The following is a 13,612-nucleotide window of genomic DNA, read 5'->3' on the forward strand; positions in this document are numbered from 1 at the left end:
GATACGACGATGAACGCCGCCTCCGCGATCCCCACGGTCGAGCTGAACCGGAACCACGCCGAAGAGGGCCGCCCGGTGCGCATCGCCGTGAAGGGCCTGGACTTCTACTACGGCAGCTTCCACGGGCTGAAGGACGTCTCGATCAACTTCCACGACCGGCAGGTCACGGCGCTGATCGGGCCCTCGGGCTGCGGAAAGTCCACGCTGCTGCGCTGCTTCAACCGGATCTACAGCCTCTATCCGGAGCAGCGGGCGGAGGGCGAGATCATCCTCGACGGCGAGAACATCCTCGACCCGTCCATCGATCTCAACGAGCTGCGCGCGCGCATCGGCATGGTGTTCCAGAAGCCGACGCCGTTCCCGATGTCGATCTACGACAACGTCGCCTTCGGCCTGCGCCTCTATGAGAAGCTGCCGAAATCGGAGCTCGACGGCCGGGTGGAGGAGGCCCTGCGCAAGGCCGCCCTCTGGGACGAGGTGAAGGACAAGCTCCGGCAGCCGGGCACCGGCCTCTCCGGTGGCCAGCAGCAGCGCCTGTGCATCGCCCGCACGGTGGCGCAGGGCCCGGAGGTCATCCTGTTCGACGAGCCGACCTCGGCGCTCGACCCGATCTCCACCGGCCGGATCGAGGAGTTGATCGAGCAGCTGCGCGACGAGTTCACCATCGTGATCGTCACCCACAACATGCAGCAGGCGGCGCGCATCTCGCAATTCACCGCCTTCATGTATCTGGGGCAGCTCGTGGAATTCGGTCCGACCAACCGGATGTTCATGAACCCGACCGAGCGGCGCACGCAGGACTACATCACCGGGCGGTTCGGCTGATCGGGCCGGACGCTCCGGCGAACCATACCGGCCTTCGCCGCCGCGGCGGCGGGGCGGCGGATCCCCGCCAGCCCCCGCGGATCGCGATGCGGGGCCCTTATCGAAGGATCCACCATGCCCGGCCATATCGTCAGCTCCTACGACACTGACCTGGAGGATCTGCGTCGCTCGATCTCCGAGATGGGCGGCGTGGCCGAGAAGATGACCGCGGAGGCGACCGACGCCCTCGTGCGCCGCGACGACGGGCTCGCCCAGGCGGTGATCATCGCCGACAAGCGCCTCGACGCGCTCCAGCGGGACATCGAGGAGCGCTCCGTTCTCCTCATCGCCCGGCGCCAGCCGCTGGCGATCGACCTGCGCGAGACGATCTCGGCGATCCGCGTCTCGGGCGACCTGGAGCGGATCGGCGACCTGGCCAAGAACGTCGCCAAGCGCGTGGTGGCGATCTCCGACCACGCCCCGGCGCAGAAGATCGTGCTGGGTGTCCGCCACATGAGCGACCTCGCCGAGGGACAGCTCAAGGATGTGCTGGACGCCTATGCGAGCCGCGACATCCAGGCGGCCCACGACGTCTGGGAGCGCGACGGCGAGATCGACGCGCTGTACAATTCCCTGTTCCGCGAACTCCTGACCTACATGATGGAGGATCCGCGCAACATCTCGTTCTGCACGCATCTCCTGTTCTGCGCCAAGAACGTGGAGCGGATCGGCGACCACACGACCAACATCGCCGAGACCATCCACTACCTCGCCACCGGCGAGACCCTGGCGGGCGACCGGCCGAAGAACGATGCGTCGAACTACGCGACGGTGGAGCGCGGGCAGGCTCCGTAGTCGGGCCGCCTCGACACAGGCGCCGGGGCGCGCTCATTCCTGTGGGGCGCCGCCGGAGAATCGGTGGGTACGGGTTGAGGCTGAGCGGCGCCTCCCGCACCTTCCGCCCGGCCGCCCGCTCCGGAGGGGGCCGGCGCGTCCGCAGGCTGAACGGCGCCGCCTCGTGAACGGGTCATCGAACGTGAGCATGCAAGTCCTGATCGTCGAGGACGAGGAGGCGCTGACCACGCTGTTGCGCTACAATCTGGAGGCCGAAGGCTTCCTGGTGGACACGGCGGCGCGGGGCGACGACGCGGAGCTGCTCCTGGCCGAGCGGATCCCCGATCTGGTCCTGCTGGACTGGATGCTGCCGGGCCTCTCCGGAATCGAACTCTGCCGCCGCATCCGGGCGCGGCGCGAGACCGAACGGCTGCCGGTGATCATGCTCACCGCCCGCGGCGAAGAGGGCGACCGGATCCGGGGCCTCGGGACAGGGGCCGACGACTACATCGTCAAGCCGTTCTCCGTGCCGGAACTGCTCGCCCGGATCCGGGCGCTGCTGCGCCGGGCCAAGCCCGCCCACGTCTCGGACCGTCTGGCCGCCGGCGACCTGGAACTCGACCGCACCGGGCACCGCGTCCGCCGCGGCGGCGAGGAGCTGCATCTCGGGCCCACCGAGTTCCGGCTGCTGGAGTTCCTGATGCTGGCGCCGGGCCGGGTCTTCTCCCGCGAGCAGCTCCTCGACGGGGTCTGGGGACACGACGTCTACATCGACGAGCGCACGGTGGACGTGCATGTCGGGCGCCTGCGCAAGGCGCTGAACAGCCCGCGCCAGCCCGATCCGATCCGCACGGTCCGCGGTTCCGGATACGCCTTCGACGAGACCTTCGCGCTGGAGGCGTAGCCCCGCTCAGCGGGCGAGCGCCGCGCTCCGGCCCGCGCCAGCCGGCACCGCCTCCAGGGCCGCCAGGACCGTCCCCTCGGTGAGGATCTGCGGCAGCACCTGCGGCGTCCCGCTGCCGCTGTAGAGCAGGTAGAGCGGCACGCCGCTGCGCCCGTGCTTCTCCAGAAGGCGGGTGATCTCGGGGTTCTGGTTGGTCCAGTCACCCTTCATGTAGGTCACGTCGCGCTCGGCCATCGCGGCCCGCACGGCCCTGGTGTTCAGCGAGGTCGCCTCGTTCACCGCGCAGGTGATGCACCACGCCGCGGTCATGTCCACGAAGACGGGGCGACGGGCCTCCACCAGGGCGTCGAGGCGGGCCTGGGTGAACGGCTCGACGCCGTCGGCGGCGGCCTGTGCGATCGGCGCGGCGCGGTCCCGCGGAAGCGTCGCGGCGACGGCCCCGACGGCGGCCAGCGCCAGGATTGCGGCGGCCTGCGCGATCCGCGAGGTCCGGGGTCCGGCGTGCCCGTGCTCCCAGGCCCAGGCGGCGAAGCCCACCAGCACGAGGCCGATCAGGGCCGCCAGGAGGCCGCGCGGATCGACCTGCTGTGCCAGCACCCAGACAAGCCACGCCACGGTGGCGTAGACCGGGAAGGCCAGGACCTGCTTGAGCGTCTCCATCCAGGCGCCCGGCCGCGGCAGCGCCCGCAGGGCCGGCGGCCAGAGGGTCAGGACCAGGAAGGGCAGGGCGAGGCCGAGGCCCAGGCTCGCGAAGACCGTGAGCGCCACGGCGGCGTTCTGGGTCAGGGCGAAGCCCACCGCCGAGCCCATGAACGGCGCCGTGCAGGGTGTCGCCACCAGGGTGGCAAGGACGCCCGTGAAGAAGGAGCCGCTCAGGCCGGGGCGCCGGGCGAGGCCGTCGCCGATGCCCGCGAGCCGGCCGCCGACATGGACCACGCCGGACAGGCTCAGGCCCATGGCGAAGAGCAGGTAGGCGAGCCCCGCCACCACGAGGGGCGATTGCAGCTGGAATCCCCAGCCGATCGCAGACCCGCCGCCCTTCAGGGCGATCAGCAGGGCGGCGAGCCCCAGGAAGCTCGCCAGCACCCCGGCGGTGTAGGCGAGGCCGTGCAGCCGCAGGCGCGACGGGCTCTCGGCCGCGTGCCGCACGAGGCCGAGGACCTTGATGGACAGGACCGGGAAGACGCAGGGCATCAGGTTGAGGATCAACCCGCCGAGGAAGGCGAACACCGCGGCGGTGGCGAGCGTCAGCGTGTCGATGTCGGGGGCGGGCGTCTGCGGGACCGGTACCGACGCGGCCGGGGCCGACGACGCGCTCACGGGAGGTGCCGGCTCGTCGCCGTACGCGAAGGCGAGCCGGCGCGATCCTCCCGCGCTCACCTCGTCCAGGGTGAGCACGCCGGGCAGGGAGCCGGGAACCGCGTCGGCCGGACTGCTGCGGGCCAGGGTGAGGTGGAGGCCGGTCTCGTCGATCGTCATGACCTGCGCGGCGGCGTTGTCGATCGCGGTCTCGGAATAGGGGAAATAGGCGGCGTTCCGGATCGCTTCGGCCTTCAGGCCGGTCGCCGCGAAGTCGAGCCGCAGCGTGTCGCCCTGGCTGGAGAGCTGCAGCGGCCACAGGGCCGGGGCGGGCAGGGCGGCGCGGGCGCGCGCGAACAGCGCGGCGTTGTCCGGATCGGGCTTGGCCTCGCCCACCGGCACGGTGAGGGCGAGGTCGGCCGAACCGGGGACGCATTCGGTCTCGCAGACGAGATACGTCAGCTTGGCCTGGATCCGGACCGGGTCGGCGGGGTCGAGGCTCGGCGGCGGCGTGACCGGCACGAGCAGCGTGACCTCGCCCTCATAGCCGTAGTTCATGAGCGTGGCGATCGGGATGCGCTCCGGGGCCGGCCACCGGATCGCACCGGCGTTGAAGCCCGCCGGCAGAGTCCAGGTCACCTCCGGGGGCAGCCCGGAATCGCCGGGATTGCGCCAGTAGACGTGCCAGCCGGGCTTCACCTGCATGCGCACGGCCAGGGTAAAGGGCTGCGCCCCCGCGACGGCTGCGGGCTCGGCGAGGAGGCTCGATCGCACGAGGTCCGGGGGCGTGCGGAAGCCCTGCGGAAGACCCTGCGCGACGGCGGCCGAGACGCTCGCGGCGAGCGCCAGGATCAGGATGGCAAGGCGGCGGATCATGCTGTCCCTTCGCGCGCAGGGCGGCCACGGTTTCATGAGTGCAGAGCTTTGCGCTGCGCGAGCCGGTCCAGGATCGGGGGCCATATCATGGGCGGCCTTGAAAATCGCCAGCCCGTGGGTCAGCCCGGGAGCGGCGAAGTCGCCGCGTCCAGCCAGCCGCGCGTCTCGGTATCGAGGCTCGGTCCAAGCGTTTCCCGCACCCGCGCATGGTACGCGTCGATCCAGGCGCGCTCCTCCGGATTGAGCAGGTCCGGTTGGATCAGCCGGCGGTCGTAGGGCGCGAGCGTCAGCGTCTCGAAGCCGAGCACCGGCCGCTCGCCGCCCGCGATCGCGCGGGGCTCCACCAAGACGAGGTTCTCGATCCGGATGCCGTAGGCGCCGCTCGCGTAGTAGCCCGGCTCGTTCGACAGGATCATGCCCGGTTCCAGCGCCACCGTGCCGGTCTTGGCGATCCGTTGCGGCCCCTCGTGGACCGACAGGAAGGCGCCGACGCCGTGCCCGGTGCCGTGGTCGAAATCCAGGCCCGCCTGCCAGAGGGGCGCCCGGGCGAAGGCATCGATCTGCGCCCCCGTGGTGCCGGTCGGGAAGACCGCCCGCGCGATGGCGACGTGGCCCTTCAGCACCCGGGTGAAGCGGTCGCGCATCGCTGCGGTCGGCGCGCCGACCGCGACGGTGCGGGTGATGTCGGTGGTGCCGTCCGGGTATTGCGCGCCGGAATCGATCAGGAACAGCTCGCCCGGCCGCACGGTCCGGTCGCTGGCGCGGGTCACCCGGTAATGGACGATGGCCCCGTTCGGGCCCGAGCCCGAGATCGTCGGGAACGAGACGTCGCGCAGGTCGCCGCCGGCCGCGCGAAAATCCTCCAGCGCCTCCACGGCGGCGATCTCGGTCAGCGTTCCGGCGGCGGCCGCGCCGTCGAGCCACGCGAGGAACCGCACGACGCTGGCACCGTCGCGGGCATGGGCGGCGCGCGTACCGGCGATCTCGGCGGCGTTCTTGACCGCCTTCATCCCGGTGATCGGATCCTTGCCGACATCGACGGTGCCGCCCGCCGATTCGATCTTCTCCTTCAGCGCCACCGCGCCGGTCGCCGCGTCGAGCCGGACGCGCGCGCCGCCCAGGGCGGCGAGCCCGTCGTCGAGTTCGTCGCGGGTCAGGATCTCGGCGACCGGGGCGAGGGCCGCGCGCAGGCTCGGATCGACGTTCGGCGAGACCAGGAACAGCCGCGCCGCGCCGTCGCGCGGGAGGATCGCGTAGCCCAGCGCCAGGGGCGTATGGCCGACATCGGACCCGCGCAGGTTGAACGCCCAGGCGAGATTATGCGGGTCCGAGATCACCAGCGCGTCGCAGCCTGCCTCAGCCAGGGCGGCCCGCACCCGCGACAGCTTCTCGGCCACCGGTTGCCCAGCGAGCGCGTCGGGATGTGTGACCACGGGACCGGCGGGCGGCTTGGGCCGCCCGGCCCAGACCGCGTCGACGAGGTTCGGGACGGCCCGTACCGTGCCGCCGGCCTTCGCCACCGCCCGCTCCAGGCGCGCGAGCCCATCCGGCGTGTGCAGCCAGGGATCGTAGCTCAGCACCTGGTCGCGCCTGAGGTTGCTGGCGATCCAGGCCTCCGGCGTCGTCTCGGACAGCGGCACGACGGTGAGGATCCCGGTATCGACCTGCTCGGGCGCCTGGAGGGTGTAGCGACCGTCCACGACCAGCGCGGCGGACTCCATCAGGATCAGCGCGGTCCCGGCCGAGCCGGTGAACCCCGTGAGCCACGCCAGCCGCTCCGCGTCGGCCGGCACGTATTCGGACTGGTGCTCGTCGGCCCGCGGCACGACGAATCCATCGAGGCCGGTCTCGCGCAGGGCGGCGCGCAGGGCCTCGATCCGCTCGGCCCCCTTGCGGTGGCTCGGATCGTCGAAGGTCTGGAAGCGGCGGCGCGACGGGGAGGAGCTGGGCTCTGACATGGCGCGAGCCTAGCGCCCGGCGGTCCCGGCTCGCAACCGCGCAGCCAGCGTTGCGGCGCGCCCTCGTTGAGGGTTAAAAGATCGCGTCCAATCTTATCACGCCGCGGAATTTAGCCTATTCATCTGCGATGCCACGCCGCGTTTATTATCGGATCTGCGACAGACCGGACGGCCGCTTCGACGCCGTCGTCACGATCGAACCCGACACCGTCGTCCGGCGCGACGGGTTCGCGTCGCTGGGCGAGGTCGAGGAGTGGATCGAGGGACTGCGCGTGCTGATGGCGGCGCTGGGTGCCCCGGTGGCGCAGGCGGACGCATCTTCGTCGACGGCGCCGGTCGAGGCGGCGGCGGACAGATCACGGGCACCAGGGCAGCTGCGGACCGCGAAGTGACGCGATCGTCGCCGGCCACGTCCCCGCCGCCTCCTGACGGTCAGGCGTCCGTAATGGGCAGGTCCGGGGCGCGGTCGACCGGCGCGCCGTCGTAGCCTTCCAGCCAGGCCGCCCGGGCGGCCGAGTGCGCCGGATAGGGACACGCATCCTTGGGCCGTCCCTGCGCCCGGGCGCGGGCTCCCTCGGCGATGGGATCCGACGGCGGATCGGGGAGCGACGTCTGGCTCATGCCCGCACAACCCGCCCGGCCGGTCCGGGTTCAGCGGCGGGGTCGTCGGGCCGCGCCGCCGCGCATCAGCACGAGCGCCACCCAGCCCTCGATCAGCCCGCGGCTCACGAGGGAGAAGCCCTGGAGGCGGTAGGCCGAGAGCACGCCCGGCACGTCGCGCTCGATCAGGCCCGACAGCACCAGCACGCCCCCCGGCGCGACCACCCGGGTGAGGGTCGGCGCGAGGAGCCGCAGGGGCCGCGCCAGGATGTTGGCGAAGACCAGATCGAAATGCCGCGGCCTGTCCGCGAGGCGGTGGCGCACGCCGGCGCCCTCGTAGAGCTTGAGATAGGGGCCGAGCCCGTTGGCGCGGGCGTTCTCGCGGGCGGTGCGCACCGCCTCGGCGTCGAGATCGCCGGCGATCACCGGCTGGCGCAGAGCCTTGGCGGCCGCGAAGGCGAGAATGCCGGTCCCGGTCCCGACATCCAGCACATGCTTCGGACGCCGTCGCTTCAGCGCGGAGACCAGGGCCCGGAGGCAGCCGAGGGTCGTACCGTGATGGCCGGTGCCGAAAGCCAGGGCCGCCTCGATCTCGATGGGCAGGTCGTTGGCACGCACCGCATCACGATCGTGGGACCCGTGGATGAGGAATCGTCCGGCCCGGACGGGCTTCAGCCCCTCTAGCGAGGCGCGCACCCAATCCTGCTGCGCGATCGTATGGAACTCCGCCGCATCGGCCGCGTCGCCGATCACCGGCCGGATCAGCTCCCGTACGTAGTCCTCGTCGGGCGCATCGGCGAAATAGGCTTCGAGCCGCCATGTCCGGCCATCCGCATCCTCGAAGGCCGCCACCGCGGTCTCGGTGGGATCGAACATCTCGCCCAGCAGGTCGGTCATCGCCCGGGCCGAGCGTTCGTCGGTCAGCAGGCGCAGGACGTGGGACGGGCGGTGGGGCGGCAGGCCTTCGAGCATGTGGCGGGCTGTAGCGCCCGCGCGCGCGGCATCACAGGGGGCCGGAGCGAAAAAAATCGCGCGCGTCGGGACCGCGGAACGGGACCAACCCGGTGCGATCGGCGCTTGTGGCCGACCGGACACAATCGGCAATACATGTATCGGCACTGCGCATATACAGTGTCCATCGGATGGATGTGTGCTTAAACAGTTTCGGCTTCCCCAAGGCCAGACCCTCAACTCGGGCGCGCCGCTCTTGACGGACCGGCGCGCCAGTTTTGACAGATCAAAGCGCACCATGAATTCGCCACTCCTCTTCAGCGTCGGCGTCGCGCTCCTGACGACGGCAGCGGCCACGCTGTGGGCGAAGCTCGTGGCGGCCGACATGGTCGGCCTGCCGGATGTCGACCCGACCGAGCGGCGCGATATCCGGACCTGGTGAGACGGCCGGAGGGCGGGCGACCCGAGCCGGCGCTCCCGATTCTCAGCCGACAACGCCCAGGAATGCGGCAGGATGGCCAAGCGTTCATCACAAGAACCTGCAGCCGCGGAACTCGCATCGCGGAGCAGCGTTTTCGCCGGCTTTCGGCGTGTCCGACGATTGAGCAAGGTGCGTACAGCGTGACCAAGTCCCGGCGTTCCGGCCCGCGTGGGCCCGTGGTGGTCAACGATGCCGCGTTGCCTGCGCGGCCCCGCGAGCGGGTCTTCGGCGGCCCGACGCCGGATGGGCCGTTGCCCGGTCGCATCCTCGTGTTGCTGAGCCGTCTGCACCGGGCCGAGGCCGCGCCGAAGGACCACCACGAGAGCCAGAGCGGCTGAAGGCGCGCGTCCACGGCGTGGCGCTGAGGATCGTCCATCTGCTTGGCCGATCCGCTTGGCCGATCCGCTTGGCCGATCCGCTTGGCCGATCCGCAACGCGACCCTATGATCCCCGTCGTACCCGAACGGATATAACGGGTCTCGACAGGATCGATCGTCCATGCGCCTGACCCGACGAGTCTCGCTCGCGTTCGCCCTTGGCGTGCTGACGCTTCTCCCCGCCGCCCGATCGGTTCGGGCGGAGGAGCCCGTGCTCGTCTTCGCGGCGGCGAGCCTGAAGAACGCCCTGGACGAGGCCTCGGCCGCCTGGGGCCGGCAGACCGGGAAAACGGCCCGCATCTCGTACGCGGGCTCCAACGCCCTGGCCAAGCAGATCGAGGCCGGGGCGCCGGCCGACCTGTTCATCTCGGCCGATCAGGCGTGGATGGATTATGTCGAGCGGGCGGGCTTGCTGAAGCCTGGGACGCGCAGCGACCTCCTGCGCAACGCGCTGGTGCTGGTCGCGCCCGGGCCCAGGAACGCCGGCTCCGATCCCCAGATGGCGCTGGCGCCGGACCTCGGCACCACGCTGACGAAGGCGCTGGGTGGCGGCAAGCTCGCGATGGCGACGATCGACGCGGTCCCGGCCGGCAAGTACGGAAAGGCCGCCCTGGAGAAACTCGGTGCCTGGGACGCCGTGAAGGGGCAGGTGGCGCAGGCCGAGAACGTCCGCGCCGCCCTGCTGCTGGTCGCCCGCGGCGAGGCGCCCCTTGGCATCGTGTACGCCACGGACGCGGCCGCCGACCCGAACGTCCACGTGGTCGCGACCTTCCCGGCCGACAGCCACCCGCCGATCGTCTATCCGGCCGCGCTGATCAAGGACTCGCGCAACCCGGATGCCGCCGGCCTGCTCGCGTATCTGCGCGGCCCGGCCGCCAGCGGCTTCTTCACGCGACAAGGCTTCACGGTGGTCGCCCAACCCGGCGCCAGCCAGTAACAGCGCGCGCTCCGCCGTGCTCGGCCTGACCCCGGAGGAGTGGACCGCCGTCGCCTTGAGCCTGCGCGTGGCCACCGTGGCCACGCTCGCGAGCCTCGGCCCCGGCTTGGCGGTGGCGTGGCTGCTGGCCCGGCGCCGCTTCCCCGGCCGCGCCCTCCTCGACGGCCTGGTCCACCTGCCGCTGATCCTGCCGCCCGTGGTGACCGGCTACCTGCTCCTCCTCCTCCTCGGGCGGCGCGGGACGCTGGGGGCCGCCCTCGCGGAAATCGGGATCGTGTTCTCGTTCCGGTGGACCGGCGCGGCACTCGCCTGCGCGGTGATGGGGTTCCCCTTGATGGTGCGGGCGATGCGCCTGTCCATCGAGGCGGTGGACCGTCGGCTTGAGCAGGCGGCGGCGACGCTGGGGGCACGGCCGCTCGCCGTGTTCGTCACCGTGACGCTGCCGCTCAGCCTGCCGGGCTGCATCGCGGGCGCCGTGCTGGCCTTCGCCAAGGCGATGGGGGAATTCGGCGCGACCATCACGTTCGTGTCGAACATCCCGGGCGAGACCCAGACTTTGCCCTCGGCGATCTACACGCTGACCCAGGTTCCGGGCGGCGAGGGTCCGGCCCTGCGCCTCACCCTGGTGTCGATCGCCGTGTCGGTCACGGCCCTGCTGGTGTCGGAGTTTCTGGCCGCCAGGGCCGGGCGGCGGCTGGGAGCCGGCTGAGTGGCGGCGCGGGCGCGGCGATCCCGATCCGCGGACGGGCGCGGGGACGCTGGGCAGGTCTGCTCACGCATACGCGTAGGGACCGCCGGCCTGCAGCGCCCGGCCATAAGCGGGACGGTCGTGGATGCGGGCGAGCCACGCCGTGACGCGCGGGCCCGCACCGGTGCCGCGCGCCGCGAAGGCTTCCAGGGGGAAGCTCATCATGATGTCGGCGGCGGTGAAGTCCGCACCGCAGAAGTAGGGCCGGTCGGCGAGTTCCGCCTCCCAGTAGGCCGCGTGCCGGCGCAGGTCCGGATCGACGAAGCCCTGGAGCACGCGGTCAGCGATCCGGCGGACCAGCGGGCGCGGCAGCCGGGGGCTGCCCGGGGCGAGGCGGGAGAAGATCAGCTTGAGCAGCAGCGGCGGCATCGCCGACCCTTCCGCGTAATGGAGCCAGTAGGTGTAGCGCGCGTGGGCCTCGGTGCCCTCGGTCGGCACCAGCAGACCGCCGGCCTTCGCGGTCAGATAGGTGACGATGGCACCGGTCTCGGCGACCACGCGCCCCGCGTCGGTGATCACCGGCGACTTGCCCAGCGGATGGATCGCCAGGAGTTCGGGCGGGGCCCGGAGGGTGCGGGGATCGCGCGCGTAGCGCTGCACCTGGTAGGGCAGGCCGAGTTCCTCCAGCAGCCACAGCACGCGCTGCGAGCGGCTGTTCTCGAGATGGTGGACCGTGATCATGGCGGGCGCGTCCGGGCCGGCGCCGTCTCGCGCCGCGTCCCGTGTTATCCGAGAGGCGCCGCGTGAGCATCCAGGTCGATGTCGAGCTCCGGCGCGGCGCCTTCACCCTGGCGGCGGCCTTCGAGGCCGGGCCGGGGCTGACCGCCCTGTTCGGGCGCTCGGGCTCGGGCAAGACGACGCTGATCGACCTGATCGCGGGGCTCGCCAGACCGGATCGGGGCCGGATCGTCGCCGACGGGACCGTGCTGGTCGACGGCGCGGCGCGGATCTTCCTGCCGCCGCACCGGCGGCGGATCGGCGTGGTCTTCCAGGATGCACGGCTGTTCCCGCATCTGAGCGTGCGGAGCAATCTCGGCTACGGCCGCGCCTTCACCCGTCGGTCCAGGGATCCGGCCACCTTCGCGGCGGTGACCGGCATGCTCGGCATCGACCCTCTCCTGGACCGGCGGCCGGACGGGCTCTCGGGGGGCGAGCGCCAGCGGGTCGCGATCGGGCGCGCGCTGCTCGCAGGGCCACGCCTCCTGCTGATGGATGAACCGCTGGCGGCTCTGGACGAGGCCCGCAAAGCCGAGATCCTTCCGTACATCGAGCGCCTGCGCGACGAGGCCGGCGTGCCGATCGTCTACGTGAGCCACGCCGTCTCGGAGGTGGCGCGGCTCGCCACCACGGTGGTCGTCCTCGAAGCGGGGCGCGTGGCCGCCGCCGGACCCGCCGAGGCGATCCTGCGCCGGGCCGACCTCGTGCCCGTCCACGAGGCCGAGGCCGGCGCGCTGCTCGATCTGCAGGTGGCGGAGCGCGATGCGCAGACCGGTCTCACGCGCCTGACCGGGACCGCCGGGGAGCTGCTGGTGCCGGGACTGTCGCGCCCGGCCGGGACGCGGTTGCGGATCCGGATCCCCGCGCGGGACGTCCTGGTGGCCACCGAGCGGCCGTGGGGGCTCAGCGCGCGCAACATCCTGGCCGGTCAGGTCTGCGGGTTGAGCCCGTCAGGATCCGAGATGGCCGTGGAGATCGACTGCAACGGCGCGCGCCTCGTGGCGCGGCTGACGGCGGCCGCTTCCCGCGAGCTGGCTCTGGACATCGGGCGCCCCGTCTACGCGGTGGTGAAGAGCGCCGCCTTCGACCCGGCGGGGATCGGCCTGGTGCGCGCGCCGGTCACGATCTGACGACGCTCTGGCATCGCCGGCTGCATCGCCGCGTTCGGGCGGCGCGGCGCGGGCAGCCGCCCGTCACCCCATCTGGGACAGCAGCGTGAAGGCGCCGAAGATCAGGACCGCGCCCACGGAGGCGGCCAGCAGAATCAGGGCGGCGCGCGATTCCCGCAACTCCGGCGACATGAGCCCCTCCCGTCTCGGCACGCGTTGGATCGCGGCACGGCAACGGTGACGTTCGCATCGATCCGGCGGGCTGTCGACACGGGTAGCCGTAACGCCGCGCGCACTTTGTCCGAGCCGGCACCGCTTTTGACCGGTGGCGGCGCGCGGGCTGATCCCGCGTCGATCGCGCAGGTCGAGGGCTGAGTTCGTGACGGGAGGGGCCCTGAAGGAAGATGGCCGATGCGACGCTGAACCATCGCCAACTCCTGGGCGCTCAACCGCCTTGGCGGAGGGTGGACGGAAAGGGCGATTGACGGAGACGATGGAACGTGACCATGTTTGTACCGATCGGTACAGACCTCGGAGCAACGTCCCATGTCGGATCGCCCGCCCTTCCCGCCCTTCACCGCCGAGACAGCGGCCCAGAAGGCCCGCATGGCCGAGGATGCCTGGAACGGGCGCGATCCCGAGCGCGTCTCGCTCGCCTATACGCCGGACAGCGTCTGGCGGAACCGCAGCGAGTTCTTCACCGGCCGCGAGGCCATCGTCGCCTTCCTCCAGCGCAAGTGGACGAAGGAGCTCGACTACCGGCTGATCAAGGAGCTCTGGACCTTCGGGGGCGACCGCATAGCCGTGCGCTTCGCCTACGAGTGGCACGATGCCGAGGGACGCTGGTTCCGCTCCTATGGCAACGAGAACTGGGAGTTCGACGCGCGCGGTTTGATGCGCCGCCGGATCGCGAGCATCAACGATCTGCCGATCCCGGAGGCCGAGCGGAAGTTCCACTGGCCGCTGGGCCGGCGCCCCGACGACCATCCGGGCCTCAGCGATCTCGGTCTCTGACGG

15 protein-coding genes are annotated in these 13,612 nt (G+C 71.7%); 10 read left to right on the top strand and 5 right to left on the bottom strand.

Annotated features, from left to right (window positions below; genetic code table 11):
- Positions 1–9: 9 nt before the first annotated feature.
- From pstB to phoB, 3 genes are all read left to right on the top strand, one after another.
- Positions 10–825, top strand: coding sequence for a phosphate ABC transporter ATP-binding protein PstB (gene pstB, locus ACLBX9_RS20410; RefSeq protein WP_010685836.1), 816 nt, complete (start codon positions 10–12; stop codon positions 823–825).
- Positions 826–939: 114 nt separating this feature from the next.
- Positions 940–1,659 (top strand): phosphate signaling complex protein PhoU, encoded by a 720-nt coding sequence (gene phoU / locus ACLBX9_RS20415; protein ID WP_010685835.1) that lies wholly within the window; start codon positions 940–942, stop codon positions 1,657–1,659.
- Positions 1,660–1,846: 187 nt separating this feature from the next.
- A complete protein-coding gene (phoB, locus tag ACLBX9_RS20420) occupies positions 1,847–2,542 on the top strand; it encodes a phosphate regulon transcriptional regulator PhoB (protein WP_447720229.1) in 696 nt (231 codons plus the stop codon).
- A gap of 6 nt (positions 2,543–2,548) precedes the next feature.
- Here phoB and ACLBX9_RS20425 read toward each other — a convergent pair whose 3' ends face one another.
- Together ACLBX9_RS20425 and ACLBX9_RS20430 are read right to left on the bottom strand one after the other, a co-directional pair.
- A complete protein-coding gene (locus ACLBX9_RS20425) occupies positions 2,549–4,717 on the bottom strand; it encodes a protein-disulfide reductase DsbD family protein (protein ID WP_447720230.1) in 2,169 nt (722 codons plus the stop codon).
- Positions 4,718–4,836: 119 nt separating this feature from the next.
- The gene (locus tag ACLBX9_RS20430) at positions 4,837–6,675 is read right to left on the bottom strand and encodes an aminopeptidase P family protein (protein ID WP_447720231.1); all 1,839 of its coding nucleotides are present in this window, start codon (positions 6,673–6,675) and stop codon (positions 4,837–4,839) included.
- Between the two features lie 128 nt (positions 6,676–6,803).
- Between ACLBX9_RS20430 and ACLBX9_RS20435 the strand changes: the two genes are divergently transcribed.
- On the top strand, positions 6,804–7,067 hold the full coding sequence (locus ACLBX9_RS20435; RefSeq protein ID WP_010685831.1) for a hypothetical protein: 264 nt from the start codon (positions 6,804–6,806) through the stop codon (positions 7,065–7,067).
- A gap of 40 nt (positions 7,068–7,107) precedes the next feature.
- Here ACLBX9_RS20435 and rmf read toward each other — a convergent pair whose 3' ends face one another.
- Positions 7,108–7,296 (bottom strand): ribosome modulation factor, encoded by a 189-nt coding sequence (rmf, locus tag ACLBX9_RS20440; protein WP_447720232.1) that lies wholly within the window; start codon positions 7,294–7,296, stop codon positions 7,108–7,110.
- Positions 7,297–7,326: 30 nt separating this feature from the next.
- A complete protein-coding gene (locus tag ACLBX9_RS20445; protein WP_447720233.1) occupies positions 7,327–8,247 on the bottom strand; it encodes a 50S ribosomal protein L11 methyltransferase in 921 nt (306 codons plus the stop codon).
- A 277-nt stretch (positions 8,248–8,524) separates the two neighbouring features.
- On the opposite strand from ACLBX9_RS20445, the gene ACLBX9_RS20450 reads away from it, so the two are divergent.
- The 4 genes from ACLBX9_RS20450 (at position 8,525) to modB (ending at position 10,730) form a co-directional block, all read left to right on the top strand.
- Positions 8,525–8,668 carry a hypothetical protein gene (locus ACLBX9_RS20450; protein ID WP_010685828.1) on the top strand — a complete coding sequence of 48 codons (144 nt, stop codon included), beginning with the start codon at positions 8,525–8,527 and terminating at the stop codon, positions 8,666–8,668.
- Positions 8,669–8,847: 179 nt separating this feature from the next.
- Positions 8,848–9,045 carry a hypothetical protein gene (locus ACLBX9_RS20455; protein ID WP_010685827.1) on the top strand — a complete coding sequence of 66 codons (198 nt, stop codon included), beginning with the start codon at positions 8,848–8,850 and terminating at the stop codon, positions 9,043–9,045.
- A 160-nt stretch (positions 9,046–9,205) separates the two neighbouring features.
- A complete protein-coding gene (gene modA / locus ACLBX9_RS20460; RefSeq protein ID WP_010685826.1) occupies positions 9,206–10,021 on the top strand; it encodes a molybdate ABC transporter substrate-binding protein in 816 nt (271 codons plus the stop codon).
- A gap of 16 nt (positions 10,022–10,037) precedes the next feature.
- A complete protein-coding gene (modB, locus tag ACLBX9_RS20465) occupies positions 10,038–10,730 on the top strand; it encodes a molybdate ABC transporter permease subunit (protein ID WP_010685825.1) in 693 nt (230 codons plus the stop codon).
- A 63-nt stretch (positions 10,731–10,793) separates the two neighbouring features.
- On the opposite strand, the gene ACLBX9_RS20470 is transcribed toward modB, so the two are convergent.
- On the bottom strand, positions 10,794–11,450 hold the full coding sequence (locus ACLBX9_RS20470; RefSeq protein WP_447720234.1) for a glutathione S-transferase: 657 nt from the start codon (positions 11,448–11,450) through the stop codon (positions 10,794–10,796).
- Between the two features lie 62 nt (positions 11,451–11,512).
- On the opposite strand from ACLBX9_RS20470, the gene modC reads away from it, so the two are divergent.
- Positions 11,513–12,616 (top strand): molybdenum ABC transporter ATP-binding protein, encoded by a 1,104-nt coding sequence (gene modC, locus ACLBX9_RS20475; RefSeq protein ID WP_447720235.1) that lies wholly within the window; start codon positions 11,513–11,515, stop codon positions 12,614–12,616.
- Between the two features lie 525 nt (positions 12,617–13,141).
- A complete protein-coding gene (locus ACLBX9_RS20480; protein WP_010685821.1) occupies positions 13,142–13,609 on the top strand; it encodes a nuclear transport factor 2 family protein in 468 nt (155 codons plus the stop codon).
- Positions 13,610–13,612: the final 3 nt, after the last annotated feature.

Source organism: Methylobacterium sp. A49B, assembly GCF_053346215.1.